The 19,367-nt window shown below is 43.5% G+C and carries 17 protein-coding genes; 15 read left to right on the forward strand and 2 right to left on the reverse strand.

The window, feature by feature from the left end; translation table 11 throughout:
* The first annotated feature begins 122 nt into the window (after positions 1 to 122).
* From glyS to pepC, 15 genes are all read left to right on the forward strand, one after another.
* Positions 123 to 2,159, forward strand: coding sequence for a glycine--tRNA ligase subunit beta (glyS, locus tag ABT997_RS08470; protein ID WP_350019145.1), 2,037 nt, complete (start codon positions 123 to 125; stop codon positions 2,157 to 2,159).
* A gap of 33 nt (positions 2,160 to 2,192) precedes the next feature.
* On the forward strand, positions 2,193 to 2,450 hold the full coding sequence (locus tag ABT997_RS08475; protein ID WP_154859396.1) for a DUF896 family protein: 258 nt from the start codon (positions 2,193 to 2,195) through the stop codon (positions 2,448 to 2,450).
* Between the two features lie 395 nt (positions 2,451 to 2,845).
* Positions 2,846 to 3,796, forward strand: coding sequence for a 16S rRNA (cytosine(1402)-N(4))-methyltransferase RsmH (rsmH, locus tag ABT997_RS08480; protein WP_350019146.1), 951 nt, complete (start codon positions 2,846 to 2,848; stop codon positions 3,794 to 3,796).
* 12 nt (positions 3,797 to 3,808) lie between these two features.
* Entirely contained in the window at positions 3,809 to 4,144 is a 336-nt protein-coding gene (gene ftsL, locus ABT997_RS08485; protein WP_006596866.1) for a cell division protein FtsL, read from the forward strand.
* Positions 4,137 to 6,422: a penicillin-binding protein PBP2X gene (gene pbp2x / locus ABT997_RS08490; protein WP_350019147.1), complete on the forward strand. Its 2,286-nt coding sequence runs from the start codon at positions 4,137 to 4,139 to the stop codon at positions 6,420 to 6,422. Before ftsL ends, pbp2x begins: the two co-directional genes overlap by 8 nt.
* A 1-nt stretch (position 6,423) precedes the next feature.
* Complete coding sequence (mraY, locus tag ABT997_RS08495) at positions 6,424 to 7,425, forward strand: phospho-N-acetylmuramoyl-pentapeptide-transferase (RefSeq protein ID WP_070464892.1); 1,002 nt, start codon at positions 6,424 to 6,426, stop codon at positions 7,423 to 7,425.
* A gap of 126 nt (positions 7,426 to 7,551) precedes the next feature.
* Complete coding sequence (locus tag ABT997_RS08500; protein ID WP_350019148.1) at positions 7,552 to 8,895, forward strand: DEAD/DEAH box helicase; 1,344 nt, start codon at positions 7,552 to 7,554, stop codon at positions 8,893 to 8,895.
* A 223-nt stretch (positions 8,896 to 9,118) separates the two neighbouring features.
* Positions 9,119 to 9,925, forward strand: coding sequence for an amino acid ABC transporter permease (locus tag ABT997_RS08505; protein ID WP_350019149.1), 807 nt, complete (start codon positions 9,119 to 9,121; stop codon positions 9,923 to 9,925).
* Positions 9,922 to 10,665: an amino acid ABC transporter ATP-binding protein gene (locus tag ABT997_RS08510; RefSeq protein ID WP_195214373.1), complete on the forward strand. Its 744-nt coding sequence runs from the start codon at positions 9,922 to 9,924 to the stop codon at positions 10,663 to 10,665. Before ABT997_RS08505 ends, ABT997_RS08510 begins: the two co-directional genes overlap by 4 nt.
* Positions 10,666 to 10,860: 195 nt before the next feature.
* A complete protein-coding gene (locus tag ABT997_RS08515; RefSeq protein ID WP_350019150.1) occupies positions 10,861 to 11,088 on the forward strand; it encodes a DUF4059 family protein in 228 nt (75 codons plus the stop codon).
* 58 nt (positions 11,089 to 11,146) lie between these two features.
* Complete coding sequence (gene trxB, locus ABT997_RS08520) at positions 11,147 to 12,061, forward strand: thioredoxin-disulfide reductase (protein ID WP_350019151.1); 915 nt, start codon at positions 11,147 to 11,149, stop codon at positions 12,059 to 12,061.
* A gap of 200 nt (positions 12,062 to 12,261) precedes the next feature.
* Positions 12,262 to 13,719: a nicotinate phosphoribosyltransferase gene (locus ABT997_RS08525; RefSeq protein WP_350019152.1), complete on the forward strand. Its 1,458-nt coding sequence runs from the start codon at positions 12,262 to 12,264 to the stop codon at positions 13,717 to 13,719.
* On the forward strand, positions 13,716 to 14,540 hold the full coding sequence (nadE, locus tag ABT997_RS08530) for an NAD(+) synthase (protein WP_223355642.1): 825 nt from the start codon (positions 13,716 to 13,718) through the stop codon (positions 14,538 to 14,540). The genes ABT997_RS08525 and nadE overlap by 4 nt, the downstream gene beginning before the upstream one ends.
* Positions 14,541 to 14,596: 56 nt before the next feature.
* A complete protein-coding gene (locus tag ABT997_RS08535; RefSeq protein WP_223355643.1) occupies positions 14,597 to 15,148 on the forward strand; it encodes a GNAT family N-acetyltransferase in 552 nt (183 codons plus the stop codon).
* A 68-nt stretch (positions 15,149 to 15,216) separates the two neighbouring features.
* Entirely contained in the window at positions 15,217 to 16,554 is a 1,338-nt protein-coding gene (gene pepC / locus ABT997_RS08540) for an aminopeptidase C (RefSeq protein WP_223355644.1), read from the forward strand.
* Positions 16,555 to 16,615: 61 nt separating this feature from the next.
* On the opposite strand, the gene pbp1a is transcribed toward pepC, so the two are convergent.
* Entirely contained in the window at positions 16,616 to 18,733 is a 2,118-nt protein-coding gene (pbp1a, locus tag ABT997_RS08545; RefSeq protein WP_350019153.1) for a penicillin-binding protein PBP1A, read from the reverse strand.
* Positions 18,734 to 19,327, reverse strand: a complete 594-nt coding sequence (recU, locus tag ABT997_RS08550) for a Holliday junction resolvase RecU (protein WP_006597083.1) — start codon at positions 19,325 to 19,327, stop codon at positions 18,734 to 18,736.
* Between the last annotated feature and the right edge of the window lie 40 nt (positions 19,328 to 19,367).

Genomic DNA, 19,367 nt, shown 5'->3' on the forward strand with positions numbered 1-19,367 from the left:
CGATACCAGGCAAAATTGGAGACTTTAGGCTCCAATTTTAGCAATGAAACGACGAAGTCGGTTGCTTGCGTGCCAATCACATAAGGCAAACTGGAAAAAAAGATATTTTTCGGAGAAAAAACATGACAAAAAACTTATTAGTAGAACTAGGACTTGAAGAGTTACCAGCCTACGTTGTCACACCAAGCGAAAAACAACTGGGTGAAAAAATGGCAGCCTTCTTGGATGACAACCGTCTTTCATACGAAAGCATTCAAACCTTCTCAACGCCACGCCGTTTGGCTGTCCGTGTCATTGGTTTGGCGGATCAACAATCTGATTTGACCGAAGATTTTAAAGGACCTTCTAAGAAAATCGCCTTGGATGCAGATGGAAACTTCTCAAAAGCAGCGCAAGGATTCGTCCGTGGAAAAGGCTTGACGGTTGATGATATCGAATTCCGTGAAGTCAAAGGGGAAGAGTACGTTTATGTTACGAAGCACGAAGCTGGAAAACCTGCCAAAGAAGTCTTGGCTGGCCTTCCAGAAGTCCTTGCTTCAATGACCTTCCCTGTCAGCATGCACTGGGCCAACAACACCTTTGAATACATTCGCCCAGTTCACACCTTGATCGTTCTTTTGGGCGACGAAGCGCTTGACCTTGATTTCTTGGATATCCAATCAGATCGTGTGAGCCGTGGACACCGTTTCCTTGGACACGAAGTGGAAATTACCAATGCGGATTCTTATGAGGAAGACCTTCGCACCGTTTACGTGATTGCGGATAGCAAGGAACGTGAAAACATGATTCGTGAGCAAATCAAGGCTATCGAAGCAGAACAAGGTGTTCAGGTCCAAATCGAAGAAGGACTTCTAAATGAAGTCTTGAACTTGGTGGAATACCCAACGGCCTTTATGGGAAGCTTCGACACCAAATATTTGGACGTTCCAGAAGAGGTTTTGGTGACCTCAATGGAAACACACCAACGTTACTTTGTTGTGCGTGATCTTGATGGTAAGCTCAAACCAAACTTCATCTCAGTCCGTAATGGTAACGCTGAGCACTTGGAAAATGTCGTTCGCGGAAATGAAAAAGTCTTGGTTGCCCGTCTCGAAGATGGTGAATTCTTCTGGCGTGAAGACCAAAAACTTAAGATTGAAAACCTCGTTGCTAAATTGGCTCACGTGACCTTCCATGAAAAAATTGGTTCTCTTTCAGAACACATGGCGCGTGCTGGTGTCATTGCAGCTTCCTTGGCTGAGCAAGCTGGTTTGACTGCTGAAGAAACGGCAGCCGTAGCTCGTGCAGCTGAAATCTACAAATTTGACCTCTTGACTGGTATGGTCGGAGAGTTCGATGAATTGCAGGGAATCATGGGTGAGAAATACGCTCTTCTCGCTGGTGAAGATGCTGCGGTTGCGACAGCTATCCGTGAGCACTACCTTCCTGATTCAGCAGACGGAGCTCTTCCAGAGACTAAGGTTGGTGCTATCCTTGCCCTTGCAGATAAATTGGATACCCTCCTTTCATTCTTCTCAGTTGGCCTCATCCCATCAGGTTCAAATGACCCTTATGCGCTTCGTCGTGCAACACAAGGGATTGTTCGTATCTTGGATGCTTTTGGTTGGCATATCCCTATGGATGAGTTGATTGACAGCCTTTACGCTCTTTCGTTTGATAGTCTTTCCTATGACAATCAAGCAGAAGTGCTCAACTTCATCAAAGCGCGTGTGGACAAGATGATGGGACGCACTTCAAAAGATATCAAAGAAGCCGTTCTTGCTGGTTCAAACTTTGTTGTGGCGGATATGTTGGAAGCAGCTGATGCTCTTTCAGAAGCTGCGAAGAAGGATGGTTATAAGTCGGCTGTTGAGTCCCTCTCTCGTGCTTTCAACTTGGCAGAAAAAGCAGATGCTTCAGTCGTGGTCGATGCTAGTCTCTTTGAAAATGATCAAGAAAAAGCTCTTGCTAAAGCAATTGAAGAGCTTGAATTGACAGGTTCAGCTAGCGACAAATTGGCTCAACTCTTCGCTCTTAGCCCAGTCATCGATGCCTTCTTTGACAATACCATGGTGATGGCTGAAGATGAAGCTGTCAAAAATAACCGTTTGGCCCTTCTTGTAGGCCTTGTAGCGAAAGCTAATGCTGTCGCAGCCTTCAACCAATTGAACACAAAATAAGTACCTGGTGACAGGTAGAAAGTAGGTCTTATTATGACACCTGAAAAAATTGCTCGGATCAATGAGCTTGCTAAAAAGAAAAAAACAGAAGGTTTGACACCAGAAGAAACAGTGGAACAAGCAAAACTTCGTGAAGAATACATTGAAGGTTATCGTCGTTCGGTTCGTCACCACATTGAAGGAATCAAGGTGGTGGATGAAGAAGGCAATGACGTGACACCAGAAAAATTGCGCCAAGTCCAACGGGAGAAAGGTTTGCATGGCCGTAGCCTTGATGATCCCAATTCATAAATAGACAATAGAAAACTCGATCAGAAGTTGAACTGATCGAGTTTTCTTGTTCTATATGGGTTACTCTGAATCCTTATCTCTATTTTTGTAGTTTTTCCATTGATTTTTAAATATCCAAATGGAGACGGCAAGAACGAAGGTTGCTGTCCAAAAAATCCAAGGGACAGGAGTTCGGAGGAAAAAGTAGACTGCAATTAGATCGGCCACTAGCAGGCCAAGGAGAAGGTATTTCTTATCTTTCATAGAGTTATTGTATCACAATTTGCTTCTCTCGGTCTATTGGTTGATAGGATGAGCTTTTGAAGAATGGGAACTTTTTATCCGAAAATGGTGAGCAGATAGAGAAGAGAATCTCAAGTGCATCCTGGTCAGATTTGTGGTAAAATAGATAGGATATGAGTAAAGAATTTCATCATGTAACGGTCTTGCTCCATGAAACGATTGATATGCTGGATGTAAAGCCAGATGGAATCTATGTGGATGCCACTCTAGGTGGAGCTGGCCATAGCGAATATTTATTAAGTCAATTAAGTGAAAAAGGGCATTTATATGCCTTTGACCAGGATCAGCATGCGATTAATAATGCGGAGAAACGATTGGCTCCTTACGTTGAAAAAGGCATGGTAACCTTCATCAAAGACAATTTCCGGAATCTTCAAGAGCGTCTCCAAGAATTGGGAATCAGTGAAATTGATGGCATTTGTTATGACTTGGGAGTCTCTAGTCCTCAGTTAGATGAGCGGTCTCGTGGTTTTTCTTATAAAAAAGATGCTCCCTTGGACATGCGGATGAATCAAGAAGCTTCTTTGACGGCTTATGACGTGGTCAACAATTATGATTACCACGATCTAGTCCGAATCTTTTTCAAGTATGGAGAAGATAAATTCTCTAAACAAATTGCCAGGAAGATTGAACAGGCGCGTGCTGTCAAACCGATTGAAACGACAACAGAGTTAGCAGAGATTATTAAGTCTGCAAAACCAGCTAAGGAACTAAAGAAAAAGGGGCATCCAGCCAAACAAATTTTTCAGGCTATTCGAATTGAAGTTAATGATGAATTGGGAGCGGCTGATGAATCAATCCAGCAGGCTATGGATTTGTTGGCAGTTGGTGGTCGTATTTCAGTCATTACCTTTCATTCCTTGGAAGATCGTTTGACCAAGCAATTGTTTAAAGAGGCTTCTACAGTAGAAGTACCGAAGGGCTTGCCCTTTATCCCAGAGGATTTAAAACCAAAAATGGAATTAGTTTCTCGAAAACCGATTCTTCCAAGCCAAGAAGAGTTAGAAAATAATAACCGAGCTCATTCTGCAAAATTGCGAGTTGCTCGAAAAATTCATAAGTAAGAGGAAATGAACATGGCAGATCAACCATTACGATCTCGGGGCAGTCAATTGCAAGATCGTATTCGTCGCTTTACCAGAGTAGAGAAAGCTTTTTATGGCTCGATTGTCCTAACAGGGATTATTCTTGCTGTCAGTATTATTTTTATGCAGACGCGGATTCTACAAGTGCAAAGTGATTTGACAAACCTCAATACAGAACTAAAAACAAAAGAGACTGAACTAGAAGATATCCGGCAAGAAGTTAATGAGTTGACTCGCTATGAACGCTTGTCTAAGTTAGCTAGTTCTCAGGGGATGACCCTCCAAAAAGAAAATCGAAAAGTGGTGAGTTCAAGTAGCGATGAGTAAATTAAAAAAGAAAATCATTCGTTATTCCCTTAAAAAAAGGAAACTTCCAGACCAAAATCGTCGGCAAGTAGCTAAGAATTTAAGTTTGCTTTCCATTCTTGTTTTCTTCATTTTTCTCATTAATTTTGCAGTTATTATAGGCACAGATAGCAAATTTGGAAAAAATTTATCTGAGTTATCGCATCAAGTCCATCAGAAAACCGAGATTGTTCCAGCCAAACGAGGAACAATTTATGATCGAAATGGAGCTGTCATTGCTGAAGATGCGACGACTTATAATGTTTATGCTATCATCGATAAAACTTATAAATCAGCAAAAGGTGAAGTTTTATACGTTGAAGAAAGCCAATACAACCAAGTAGCGGACGTTTTTAATCGTTATTTGGGGATGGAAAAAGATTATGTCGTCCAACAACTGTCTCAAAAGAAGCTCAACCAAGTTTCTTTTGGTGCAGCGGGGAACGATATTAGTTATAGCAACATGGATGCTATCCGGAGTGAACTAGAAGCTGCCAACATTAAAGGTGTTGATTTTACGACGAGTCCAAACCGGAGTTATAAAAATGGGACCTTTGCCTCTCAATTTATCGGTCAAGCTCAATTGATAGAAGATAAAGAAGGCAATAAAACCCTGCAGGGAACAACGGGAATAGAAAAATCCTTGGATCGGATCCTGGGTGGTCAGGATGGAGTGGTGACCTATGAAAAGGATCGTAACGGAAATATTGTACCGGGATCAGACAAGGTTGCCGTGAAGACCGAAGATGGAAAGGATGTTTATACAACCATTTCTGCGGAACTTCAAACCTATCTCGAAACCAGAATGGATGTATTCCAAGAAAAGGTAAAAGGCAAATTTGTTAGTGCGACCCTAGTGAGTGCCAAAACAGGGGAAATCCTTGCGACAACGCAACGGCCAACCTATAATGCAGATACCAAAGAAGGTCTGGATATCAAGAATCTGAGAACTTGGAACACGATTCTTTACCAGGATCAGTACGAACCAGGTTCGACTATGAAGGTCATGACCTTGGCCGCGGCGATTGATCATGGGACATTCCCAGCCTATAACGAGGTATATTACAATAACGAGTTGCAAGTGAAAGATGCGACCATCAAAGACTGGGAAATCAATATGGGCTTGACAGAAGGTCGCTATATGAATATTGCCCAAGGTTTCGCCTATTCAAGTAACATTGGGATGACCAAGCTTGAACAGAAGATGGGCAATGATGTCTGGATGAATTACCTCACTCTCTTTAAATTCGGACTTCCTACGCGTTTTGGAATGGGAGACGAAAGTTTTGGAGGCTTGCCAGGTGATAACTATGTTACTCAAGCCATGTCTTCCTTTGGTCAAGGGATTTCTGTGACCCAAACGCAGATGTTGCGAGCATTTTCTGCTATTGCCAACGATGGGGAAATGTTGGAGCCTAAATTTATCAGTGCGATCTACGACGGCAAGCATGAAACTGCTCGTAAATCACAAAGAGAGATTGTCGGCAATCCAGTATCCGCTTCGGCTGCCCAACAGACCCGTAATTACATGATTACGGTAGGGACTGATCCTCAATTTGGTACCCTCTATTCATCGGATGGTCCCATTATCCAAGTAGCTGGACAAAATGTTGCTGTTAAATCAGGGACTGCCCAAATTGCAACGGCTAATGGCTACCTGGAAGGCGAAAATGATAATATCAACTCGATTGTTGTCATGACACCGGCTGAAGACCCAGATTTCATTATGTATGTGACGGTTCAACAGCCTGAAGTCAGCTTTAGTCCAAAGAGCTGGCAAGAACTGGTCAATCCAGTCTTGGAAGATGCGGTTGCTTTGAAGGATGAATTGAATCTAGTAACGGAAACCAAGGCCTTGGATGGGGTCGCGAAAGAGGACACTTATAAGATGCCATCGGCAGAATCCTTGTCGAAAGAATTGAAGTTGAAGCAGACCATCAGCCCAGGTGGCTTCGCAGATGAACTGCGGCGCAATCTGATCCAGCCTGTCGTCCTAGGTACTGGAAAAAACATTAAAAAGATGTCTGTTTCAGCAGGAACGAAATTAAAAGCAAATGAGCAAGTGTTATTGTTGACAGATGACTTGGATTCAGTTCCGGATATGTACGGATGGACCAAGGAAAATGTTGATAAATTTGCAGAATGGACGGGCATTGAGATCACCTATAAAGGGGAAGGTTCTCGTGTGAGCAAACAAAACGTCAAAGTAGAAACTGCTTTAAAGAAGACGAAGAAAATAACAATTACATTAGGAGATTGATATGTTACTTGCTACCCTAGTAGTATCATTTATACTGACGGTTATTGGCATTCCGGCCTTCATCCGTTTCTATCAACGAGCCCATATTTCAGGGCAACAAATGCACGAAGATGTGAAGCAACACCAAGCCAAGGCGGGCACTCCTACCATGGGTGGAGTGGTCTTCTTGATCACTTCTGTCTTTGTCACCCTGGTTTTTAGCTTTTTAACTGGGAACTTTACGCGACCTGTTCAATTGATTCTCTTTATTTTGGTCTTGTACGGAATCGTCGGTTTCTTGGATGACTTCTTAAAAGTTTTCCGTAAGATCAATGAAGGATTGAATCCTAAGCAAAAATTAGCCTTGCAATTGGTGGGAGGAATCATTTTCTATCTCTTTTCTGAACGCCATGGAGCTGGTAGTCTTCTCAATGTCTTTGGTTGGGATCTTTATTTGGGGCATTTCTACATTGTTTTTGCCTTGTTCTGGTTGGTTGGTTTTTCAAATGCTGTCAACTTGACGGACGGGATTGATGGGTTGGCAAGCATTTCGGTGACGATCAGTTTAATCGCTTATTCCATCATCGCTGTTTGGCAAAGACGAATCGATATCCTCTTTGTGACCATTAGTATGATTGGAGCTCTATTAGGTTTCTTCGTCTACAACCATAAGCCGGCCAAGATTTTCATGGGAGATGTTGGAAGCCTAGCCCTAGGTGGGATGCTTGCGACTCTATCCATGGCTCTCCACGTAGAGTGGACCTTGCTCTTGATTGGGATTGTCTACGTCTTTGAGACTAGCTCGGTCATGCTCCAAGTGTCCTATTTCAAATGGACCAAGAAACGGACAGGAGAAGGGCGCCGGATCTTCCGCATGACGCCTTTCCATCACCATCTAGAATTGGGTGGTTTGTCTGGGAATGGACCTAAATGGTCTGAGTGGAAGGTCGATGCCTTTCTTTGGAGCGTCGGTGCAGGAATGAGTGCCTTGACTCTCTTGATCTACTTTTTGACCAATTCATAAGTCATGAATTATAAAAGGTTGGGATGCTATCTCAACCTTTTTCGCTGGCTAGGAATTGCTGTCCAAAAGAAGAGCGGGAAGAGGACTTTTCTGATATAATAGTAGAGATGATGAAAGGATAAGAGAATGAAATTTACAGATTTTAAGTTTAAGGACTATATCCAAGAGGCCTTAAAAGAGATTAATTTTATCGAAGCGACAGAAGTTCAAGAAAAACTCATCCCGATTGTTTTAGCAGGTCGAGATTTGGTCGGTGAATCCAAAACAGGATCAGGGAAGACTCATACCTTCCTCTTGCCAATTTTTCAAACCTTAAATGAGGATAGTAGCCATGTCGAAGTGGTGATTACAGCGCCTAGTCGGGAGTTGGCCACACAGATTTACCAAGCGGCTCGTCAGATTGCTAGCCACTGTGAAAAGGAAATTCGGATTGCTAACTATGTTGGCGGAACTGATAAGGCTCGTCAGATTGATAAGCTCCAAGTGGCTCAACCGCATATCGTGATTGGGACACCAGGACGCATCTATGATTTGGTTGCCTCTGGAGATTTAGCCATTCATAAGGCCCATACCTTTGTGGTCGATGAGGCTGATATGACTCTCGATATGGGCTTTTTGACGACGGTAGATAAGATTGCATCCAGTCTTCCCAAACAACTCCAATTCTTGGTCTTCTCTGCTACGATTCCGCAAAAGTTGCAACCTTTCTTGAAGAAATACCTATCCAACCCTGTCATGGAGCAGATCAAAACCAAAACGGTGATCTCGGACACCATTGATAACTGGTTGGTATCGACAAAAGGGCGCGATAAGAATGAGCAAGTCTATCAACTAACCCAGGCTCTTCAACCTTATCTGGCTATGATTTTTGTGAACACCAAGGACAGAGCAGATGACTTGCATGCTTATTTGGTAGAAAAGGGCCTTAAAGTCGCTAAAATCCATGGAGGGGTTCCTCCACGGGAGCGTAAGCGGATTATGAACCAAGTCAAAAACCTGGATTTTGAATATATCGTTGCGACAGATTTGGCAGCGCGTGGTATTGATATTGAAGGGGTCAGTCATGTCATCAACGATGCCATTCCACAAGATTTGTCCTTCTTTGTCCACCGCGTTGGCCGGACTGGTCGGAATGGCCTTCCTGGTACAGCTATTACCCTCTATCAACCGAGTGATGACTCAGACATTCGGGAGCTTGAAAAATTGGGGATTCAATTTGTACCTAAGGTCTTGAAGGGTGGGGCTATCGAGGATACCTATGACCGGGATCGTCGGGCTAATCGTGAAAAACGCCAAGAAAAACTCGATATTGAGATGATTGGCTTGGTCAAGAAGAAAAAGAAAAAAATCAAACCAGGCTACAAGAAAAAAATCAAATGGGCCGTGGACGAGAAACGTCGGAAAGCCAAGCGAGCTGAGAACCGCGCTCGCGGTCGGGCAGAAAGAAAGGCTAAACGCCAAACCTTTTAGTGATAAAGAAATTTAAAGATTTCCATAAAAATTAACTATTTGGTCACTGATTTATTTTGTGATAGACTATCTATAGATAGTCTATTTTTTACTATTAGAGGAGATTGTTGCTTGCTATTGCATGATACATTGAGCATGATTTACGAACAATCAGTAGCAAAACTCAGCATTTTAACTGTAAATATGATAGAATGATTCATTATCGAGGGAGGAAGTAACGAAGATGTTTACAACTACTTATCTGGCATCCGGCTGGTACGAAGAGTTTTTAAAATGGATACCAGAAGGAGAAATCTTTAATCTACGCGTCGTTTTTGAAGCTATTCCCGGAATTTTAAAAGAGCTTCCAAATACGATTTTGTTAACCTTGGCAGGAGCCTTTTTTGGTTTATTGCTAGCCCTATTGTTTGCCATTGTCAAAATCAATCGGGTAAAAATCCTCTACCCTGTCCAAGCCTTGTTTGTGAGTTTTTTAAGAGGAACACCAATTTTGGTCCAGTTGATGCTGACCTACTATGGAATCCCGCTCTTGTTGAAGGCCATTAACCAACAATATGGGACAGCCTTTAATATCAACGATGTGCCAGCCCATTTATTTGTCATTGTAGCCTTTGCCTTCAATGAGGCAGCCTATGCCAGTGAGACCATTCGGGCAGCGATTTTATCTGTTGATGCGGGTGAAATCGAAGCGGCGAAGAGTCTCGGCATGACCAATGCCCAAGTTTATCGTCGAATTATTATTCCAAATGCAGCCGTGGTTGCAACACCGACCTTGATCAACTCTTTGATTGGTTTGACCAAGGGAACTTCTCTGGCCTTCTATGCTGGAGTTTTGGAAATTTTTGCCCAAGCCAAGATTATGTCGGGGAATGACAGCCGCTACTTTGAGCGCTTTATCTCTGTTTCATTGATTTACTGGGCCATTAATATTTTGATTGAACAATTGGGTCGCTGGATCGAACAAGTACTCGCTATCAAAGATCCAAAAGTTGTTACCCAAACCTTGCAAGAGGAGGAACGAGCAGCATGATTCGGATTTCACAATTATCAAAATCTTTTTCCGGTCAAGTGGTCCTAGACCATCTCGATTTGGAAGTCCAAAAAGGGGAAGTTGTTGCCTTGATCGGTTCTTCTGGAGCTGGGAAATCAACCTTCTTGAGAAGCTTGAACTATTTGGAAGCCCCAGATAGTGGCAGTATTGATATCAATGGGGAGAAGGTGGACTTTGAAACTATCAGCAAGGACGAGATCCTGACCCTTCGAAGAAAACTAGCTATGGTCTTTCAACAGTTTAATCTTTTCAGTCGCAAGACTGCTTTGGATAATGTCAAGGAAGGACTAATCGTCGTCAAAGGCTTACCCGACCAGGAAGCGACCAAGATTGCCAAAGAAGAACTCGCAAAAGTCGGTCTGTCGGACCGCGAAACCCATTATCCTCGTCATTTGTCCGGAGGGCAGAAGCAACGGGTAGCCTTGGCGCGAGCCCTAGCCATGAAGCCGGAAGTCCTCTTATTGGATGAGCCAACCTCAGCCCTCGATCCGGAATTGGTCGGAGAGGTAGAAAAAGCCATCGCAGCAGCAGCTCAGGCAGGTCAAACCATGATTTTGGTTAGCCATGATATGAGCTTTGTTTCCCAGGTGGCAGACAAGGTCTTGTTCCTCGACAAGGGGAAAATTATTGAATCTGGCACTCCAGAAGAGATTATGAAATCTCCTAAAGAAGAGCGGACAAAAGAATTCTTTGCTAGTTACAAACGAACATTTGTTTGATATAATATATAAGAGCTCGAGTCTGGAACGCGATGTTTCAGACTCGGATTTTTCTTTGAGTAGGTGCCTCAGGAAAAGAGGATTATATGTAGTTCATTTTTCCGCATAGATAGAAGTTTCAAGTTGATTTAATAGTGAACGAAACGAATCGGCATCTCGTCCCCTCATTCCAATCTTGGATACTAAGGAGATCTTATGTTAAACCAATTGCTATCTCTCTATATCGAGAGCCTAATCATCACTTCAATTGGGGTGTTGGTTGCTTCAGCTATTTGGATAGGCTTGCGAGCAGCTCGTAAGACGGATAAAACAGCTAAGGAACGCCAGTTACACCTCTATGATATTTTATTAATTGATATTATGATAATTCCAGTCCTTACCTTTGCAGTCATTGGAGTTCTGTTTATTCTTCGAGCAAGATAATTGCAAAATGATTGAATTGGAGTTAGAATCAAGATAGTTACAACAAAAGGAGAAGCTTATGTATGATACACTGATTATCGGCGCAGGACCTGCGGGAATGACCGCAGCCTTGTATGCAGCCCGCAGCAATCTCAAGGTTGCCTTGTTAGAAGCAGGAATTCCTGGCGGACAGATGAACAACACGTCTGACATTGAAAATTATCCAGGCTATGCCAACATCAGTGGTCCTGAATTGGCTGAAAAGATGTTCGAACCTCTAGAAGCTTTAGGAGTGGAACACTTGTTTGGCAGAGCCGAAAACATTGTTGATCAAGGAAGCTACAAGGAAATTACGACAGATGATGGTCTCCTACAAGCTAAGACCGTTATTATTGCGACAGGTTCCAACCATCGTTTATTGGGAGTTCCAGGTGAAGAAGAATTGAATAGTCGTGGGGTTTCTTATTGTGCCGTCTGTGATGGAGCCTTCTTCCGAGATGAAGACCTTATGGTCGTTGGTGGAGGAGATTCAGCGGTTGAAGAGGCAATTTTCCTGACTCAGTTTGCTAAGTCTGTTACCATCGTTCACCGACGCGATGCCCTACGTGCCCAAAAAGTTCTTCAAGATCGGGCTTTTGCCAATGAAAAGATTCACTTTGCTTGGAATACAGTGGTTGAAGAAATCAAAGGGGACAACCGTGTGACCAGTCTGCTTTTAAAAGATGTTCAAACTGGTCAAGTCCGTGAGCAACTAGCAGGTGGTGTCTTCATCTATGTAGGCTTGGATCCTGTCAGTGACTTTGCCAAAGACCTCGGTATTCTAGACGATCAAGGTTGGGTGATCACTGATGATCATATGAAGACCTCCGTGCCGGGTGTCTTTGCGGTTGGAGATGTCCGCCAAAAAGATCTTCGTCAGGTCACTACAGCTGTTGGGGATGGCGCTGTCGCCGGTCAAGAAGCTTATAAATATATTACTGAACACGAAGAATAAGAAAGAAGAAAGGGATGTTCGTCTGATGGAAAGAGGCGAAGATCCCTTCTTTTTTACGATAAAAATGAGGCTTAGCCCGGATTAAAGTCATGTGGTCCTGCTTAAAATGTGCTATAATGTGTTTAAAATTATTTTGGACTGTGCCAGTTGACAGAGCGTGACTGGTGCCATGACGTAAGAAAAAAGAAGAGGGATCAAACATGTACCCAGATGATAGTTTAACTCTCCATACTGATTTGTATCAAATCAATATGATGCAGGTTTACTTTGAGCAAGGCATCCACAATAAAAAGGCGGTCTTCGAAGCCTATTTCCGCCAGCAACCTTTTAAAAATGGCTATGCCGTCTTTGCAGGTCTTGAGCGCATTGTCAACTATTTGAAGAATCTACGTTTTTCAGAGTCGGATATTGCCTACTTAGAATCCTTAGGCTACGAAGGAGCCTTCCTGGATTACTTGAAAAATTTTAAAATGGAATTGACTGTTCGTTCTGCCAAAGAAGGGGACCTGGTCTTTGCCAATGAGCCGATTGTCCAAGTAGAAGGACCGCTTGCCCAGTGTCAGTTGGTTGAAACGGCCCTCCTCAATATTGTCAATTTCCAAACCTTGATTGCCACAAAAGCCGCTCGGATCAAGGCTGTGATCGAAGACGAACCTTTGATGGAGTTCGGAACTCGTAGAGCGCACGAAATGGATGCGGCTATTTGGGGAACCCGTGCAGCCGTTATTGGAGGCGCTAGCGGAACCAGTAACGTACGTGCAGGAAAACTCTTTGACATCCCTGTCCTTGGGACACATGCCCATGCCTTGGTGCAGGTCTATGGCGATGATTATCAAGCCTTCAAGGCCTATGCTGAGACCCATCGCAACTGTGTCTTCCTGGTGGATACCTATGATACGTTACGCATCGGAGTTCCAGCTGCGATTCAGGTGGCGCGTGAGATGGGCGATCGTATCAACTTCCTAGGAGTGCGGATTGACTCTGGAGATATTGCCTACATCTCGAAAAAGGTTCGCCAACAGTTGGATGAAGCTGGTTTCACAGAAGCGAAGATCTATGCTTCAAATGATTTGGATGAGAACACCATCCTCAACTTGAAGATGCAAAAGGCTAAGATTGATGTCTGGGGTGTCGGAACTAAGTTGATCACAGCCTATGACCAACCAGCTCTCGGAGCAGTCTATAAGATTGTTGCTATCGAAGACGAAAATGGTCAAATGCGAAATACCATCAAGCTGTCTAACAATGCTGAGAAGGTCTCAACTCCAGGGAAGAAGCAAGTTTGGCGCATTACCAGTCGGGAAAAGGGCAAATCTGAAGGAGATTACATCACTTACGATGGAGTAGATGCCAATGAACTGACAGAAATCAAGATGTTCCATCCGACCTATACCTATATCAAGAAGACGGTTCGTGATTTTGACGCAATCCCGCTCTTGGTTGATATTTTCAAAGATGGAAAACAAGTCTACGAATTGCCAGCTTTGATGGATATCCAAGCCTATGCTCGGAAGGAATTCGATAAGCTCTGGGATGAGTACAAACGCGTTCTCAATCCACAACATTACCCAGTGGACTTAGCCAAGGATGTATGGCAAGATAAGATGGACCTGATTGATCAGATGCGTCAGAAAGCCTTGGGAGGTGAAGAAGAATGAGCCTACAAGAAGACATTATTGCCCAATTAGGGGTCAAGCCGGTTATTGATCCTCAAGAAGAGATTCGCCGGTCGATTGATTTTTTGAAGGACTACTTGCAAAAATATCCCTTTCTGAAGACCTTTGTCTTAGGAATTTCGGGAGGACAGGACTCGACCCTAGCGGGTCGCCTGGCTCAATTGGCCATGGAGGAAATGCGGGCAGAGACTGGAGATGCCAGTTATCAGTTTGTTGCAGTCCGCTTGCCCTACGGTGTCCAAGCAGATGAAGCAGATGCCCAAAAGGCCTTAGCCTTCATCCAGCCAGATGTGAGCCTAGTCGTGAACATCAAGGAATCGGTCGATGCCATGGAGCGTGCTGTCGAAGCGACAGGAACGGATGTCTCAGACTTTAATAAGGGCAATATCAAGGCACGGAGCCGGATGATTGCTCAGTATGCCTTAGCTGGAGCCTATAGCGGAGCCGTCATTGGGACCGACCATGCGGCCGAAAATATCACGGGATTCTTTACCAAGTTTGGCGATGGCGGAGCCGATATCCTTCCGCTATACCGCCTCAACAAGCGCCAAGGCAAGCAGTTGCTTCAGGCGCTAGGAGCTGATCCAGCCTTGTATGAGAAGGTACCGATTGCAGATTTGGAAGAGGAGAAGCCAGGTATCGCTGACGAAGTAGCTCTTGGGGTGACCTATGCAGAAATTGATGACTACCTGGAAGGGAAATCAGTTAGCCCAGAAGCTCAAGCAACTATTGAAAATTGGTGGCACAAAGGCCAACACAAACGTCATCTACCGATTACGGTATTTGATACCTTCTGGCGTTGATAGGAAAGAAAAGTCGGTTGAGCCGACTTTTTTAAAACAGAATAGGAGAAAAGAGGGTGAGGAAATTAGGTACGATTGAACTGGAGACCAACCGTTTATTACTAAGACGCTTTGTTGTAGAGGATGCAACAGCTATGTTTGAAAATTGGGCATCTGATACAGATAATCTTAAATATGTGACTTGGAATCCGCATCCAAATCCTCAAGTAACTCGGGCTTCGATCGAAAGGTGGCTCCTTCATTACCAAGGAGAAAATACCTACAAATGGGCGATTTGTAAGAAAGATGATCCCGCACAAGTGATAGGTGATATCAGTGTCGTTTCTCAGGATTCGCAAAAAGAAATGTGTGAAGTTGGCTATATTCTAGGGAAAAAGTTTTGGGGTCAAGGTCTAATGACAGAAGCCCTCCAGGCTGTTTTACGCTTTTTGTTGCTAGAAGTGGGATTCAAGGAAGTTCAGGCCAAGTATGTCAGCTTGAACCCTGCTTCGGGACGGGTAATGGCAAAAGCTGGAATGCATGATCTTGAAACTATACCAAATGCTGTCGCTAGAAAAGGCTATGTTGGAAATCAAATCATCTACACGATCCGTTCTTCTGACCTTTAAAACAATTTTTACTTGAAGATTTTAGACAATGGTCTATAATGGTAAGTAGCTTTACAAAGGAGAATTTTATGTCAGAATTAACACAAGAATTTACAGATCAACTTTATACAAATTACCAAGCAAATGTGAAATTTGCGGCTATCGAAAATGCCATCACCCACAATGGGATTCATGCAGCTTTGGAGACACGCAAAAGTGCAGTAGAAAACACACCCGTCTTTTCTCTTGATTTAACCAAGGACAAGGTGACGGACCAGAAAGCTTCTGGTCGTTGCTGGATGTTTGCGGCTCTGAATACCTTCCGTCATAAAATGATTTCGAGCTTCCAATTAGAGGATTTTGAGTTGTCTCAAGCACACACTTTCTTTTGGGACAAGTACGAAAAATCCAACTGGTTCTTGGAACAAATCATTGCGACAGCGGATCAGGATTTAACCAGTCGCAAGGTGGCCTTCCTCCTTCAAACTCCTCAACAAGATGGTGGTCAATGGGATATGGTCGTTTCCCTCTTTGAAAAATATGGGGTCGTACCCAAGTCTGTCTATCCAGAATCCATCTCATCTAGCAATAGCCGAGAGCTCAATACCTACTTAAATAAATTATTGCGCCAAGATGCTCAGATCCTTCGCGAATTACTTGCGAGTGGAGCAGATCAAGCAACGGTTCAAAGCAAGAAAGAAGAACTCCTCCAAGAAATCTTTAATTTCTTGGCCATGTCACTTGGCTTGCCCCCTCGTACATTTAGTTTCTCTTATCGCGATAAGGACAATAATTTCCACACAGAGTCTGGCTTGACACCTCAAAGCTTTTACAAAAAATATGTGGATCTTCAGTTGGAGGACTACGTTTCTGTTATCAATGCGCCTACGGCAGACAAGCCTTATGGCCAGTCTTACACAGTAGAGATGCTAGGGAATGTGGTCGGTAGCCGTGAAGTCCGCTACCTCAACGTTCCGATGGAGCGCTTGAAAGAATTGGCCATTGCCCAAATGAAAGCTGGGGAAACTGTTTGGTTTGGATCAGATGTCGGCCAAGTTAGCAACCGCAAAGCTGGAATCCTGGCAACAGATGTCTATGACTTTGAAGCGGGAATGGATATCCAGCTGACTCAAGATAAGGCAGGGCGTTTGGATTATGCAGAAAGTCTCATGACCCATGCTATGGTCTTGACTGGTGTGGATCTGGACGAAGCTGGACGTTCTCTCAAATGGAAGGTTGAGAATTCTTGGGGAGAGAAAGTCGGAACAGATGGCTACTTCGTCGCTTCTGACGCCTGGATGGACGAATACACCTACCAAATCGTCGTTCGTAAGGAACTGTTGACGGCAGAAGAATTGGTTGCTTATGAGGCAGAACCGATTGTCCTAGCTCCTTGGGATCCAATGGGGGCTTTGGCTTCTAAATAAGATACATAAAAAACACGATTGTTTAAGAACAATCGTGTTTTATTCATATAGTGTGGTCTAATTAGTGATTTTGCTCATTCTCTTTAGAAGATGATTCTGTGTGTTCAGAATTCTCTTCTGAGCTAGATGAACTTGAGCTTTCTTCTGTTGATTCGCTCGTTTCTTCAACTGTATAGCTTGGCTCATAATAGTAGTAATTGTAGTTGTTCTTACCATTATTGAGATAGAGGTAGGAACCGCTACGGTATACGCCACTTGGTTGGGTCCAGTCTTCGCTACCTGATCCGTTTTGCTCATACAAATACAGCATCATTTGTTTGTAGACATCCGTCGCGACTTTGATTCCATCATCTAGGACTGGAGTCAAGCGATTGGTATATCCTGTCCATACAGCCATAGAATATTGCGTGGTGTACCCCACAAACAATTCATCAGGTGTCACAATACTTGAGTAATTGTAGTCCTTGGTCAGTTTTTTTAATTCGTTGTCGGCATAGTTAGAGGTACCTGTTTTACCAGCGTGATAAAGACCAGAGATATTTGCATTGTATCCTGTACCAGCTGTGATAACTGATTTCAACATATCTGTCATCATGTAAGCTGTGGCTTCTTTCATCACTCGTGTTCCAGAGGTTTCAAAGTTCTTCGTTGTACCATCGCTAAAGACAACCCGATTCACATATTGAGGCTTGTAATAGGTACCGCCATTTGCGAAGGTTGCATAAGCAGCGGCCATTTTCTCACTGCTAGCCCCGTATTTGTTGCTAGAGTCACTGGTATTACTTGAGATGGCATTTGCATATACCATTTCTGGATAATCAATCCCCATGCTGCTCAAGAATTTCTGAGCCTTCTTCAAACCAACTTTTTCAAGAGCCCGGACCGCAGGAACGTTACGGGATTGTTGGAGAGCATAGACCATGCTGATATTGCCGTAGTACTGTCTATCCCAGTTATAAATTTGCGTATTTGTACCAGGGAAGTTGTAAGGTGTATCAGGAATGGTTACTCCAGTGGAGTTATACTCCTCATATTCAATTGCGGGAGCATAATCTGAGATAGGTTTCATTGTAGATCCCCAATCTCGGTTCGTTTCGACAGCTTGGTTGGTACCGAAGGATACATTAGATGATTGATGACGGGATCCCAACTGAGCAATGACTTTTCCGTTTGTCACGTCGATGATAGTAGAAGCAACTTGCAACTCATTATCTGGATAATTGACATATTCGTCAGAGTTGTATATATCCCACAGACGTTTTTGAGCTGCGGTATCGACGTTGGTGTAGACATCCATACCAGTTGTCAAGACATTGTAGCCTGTCTCTTCTTCGACTTGTTGGATGACTTCTTTGAGGTAGTTATCCATATAAGCAGGATAGTTGCTTGAGCCGGTTAGACTTTGCAAGCCATCGGTAACAGGTGTATTGACGGCACTTTCGTACTGCTCGTTTGTAATGGACTTCATATCCAACATTTCTTTAAGAACCAGATTACGGCGTTGGAGAGCAGCTTCCGGATTGGTATAAGGATCGTATTGGTTCGGTGCTTGAGGCATTCCGGCCAATAGGGCCACTTGTGGCAGAGAAAGGTCCTTCAAGTCTTTTGCATAGTAGCTACGAGCAGCTGTTTGCATTCCGTAGTTTCCGTTAGACATGTAGACTTTGTTGATGTAGTAGGTCAAAATCTCTTGTTTGGTTGCTTTTTGCTCTAATTGAGTAGCAAGCCAAGCTTCTTGAATTTTCCGAGATAGGGTTTGGTCGGACGATGAAGTAGAGAAGTAAGTGAGTTTGATCAACTGCTGTGTAAGAGTAGATCCCCCTTGGCGACCTCCTCGGAGGTTACTGAAGAAGGCTCCTCCAATACGAATAAAGTCGACCCCTCTGTGGTTGAAAAAGCGGTGGTCTTCAATCGCCACAATCGCATTGACCAAGTCAGTTGGGATTTCATTTGTTTTTACGTTGATTCGTTTCTCAGCACCCAAGTCGGCAATCAGATTGTTTTGATTGTCATAAATTTTACTGGATGTCGTTGCAATGAGGTCTTTCTCAGAAAGAGTCGGTGCTTTTGAGGCATAGTATCCAAATACCAATCCAGCCAGGATAAGTAAAAGGAAAAATAAGGAAATAGCCGCAATCGCTGCATATTTTAACCACTGGATAACTGTTTGTTTGTTCATTTAATTACCGCCTAGTAGATTCTGTTCGATAATATCGAGATAAGGGACGCTTGGAAGTCGATCTGTCTCGATACGATAACCATTTTTCTGTATATAGGTCAATGGCATAGATTTACTGCCGTGATCGATGTTGTAAAAGTCGATTAAGGAAGGAGCGGGCAGTAGATAGGTCTCACTGAGCTTTGCAAAATGCAAGAGCACAAAACAAATTCCCCCCTGTTGGACGACCGCAGCCATGTGATCAATCTGGTGCTGATGAAAGTTTTTCATCGGCATGGCTTGTTTTTGCTGGGTCTCTTTTGCTTCAAAATCAATGTAGTGTCCTTTATAAACACCAGAATAGTCTGTGGTAGATGCCTGGCGAAAATAAGCTTCCACAATCTTTGCCCGACTGCGATGAGGATAGTCCACCTTTACAATCTGGATGGGTGTCGGCTTTTTATGAATAACCGCTAGCCCTCTAGAAAGGTAGTACTGATTGCTCTCATTAATCATTTTTTCAAATGTCATCCCTCGATTGGCAAAATTCACACTTTGCTTCCTCTGGATGGGCGAAGAAGATTTCTTGCTAAGTTTGTGAGGATAGTTGACCATCATTCTCCTTATTGGTACAATTACATCACTCTATTATATC

The sequence above is a fragment of the Streptococcus australis genome, assembly GCF_040226615.1.
Taxonomy (GTDB): domain Bacteria; phylum Bacillota; class Bacilli; order Lactobacillales; family Streptococcaceae; genus Streptococcus; species Streptococcus australis_E.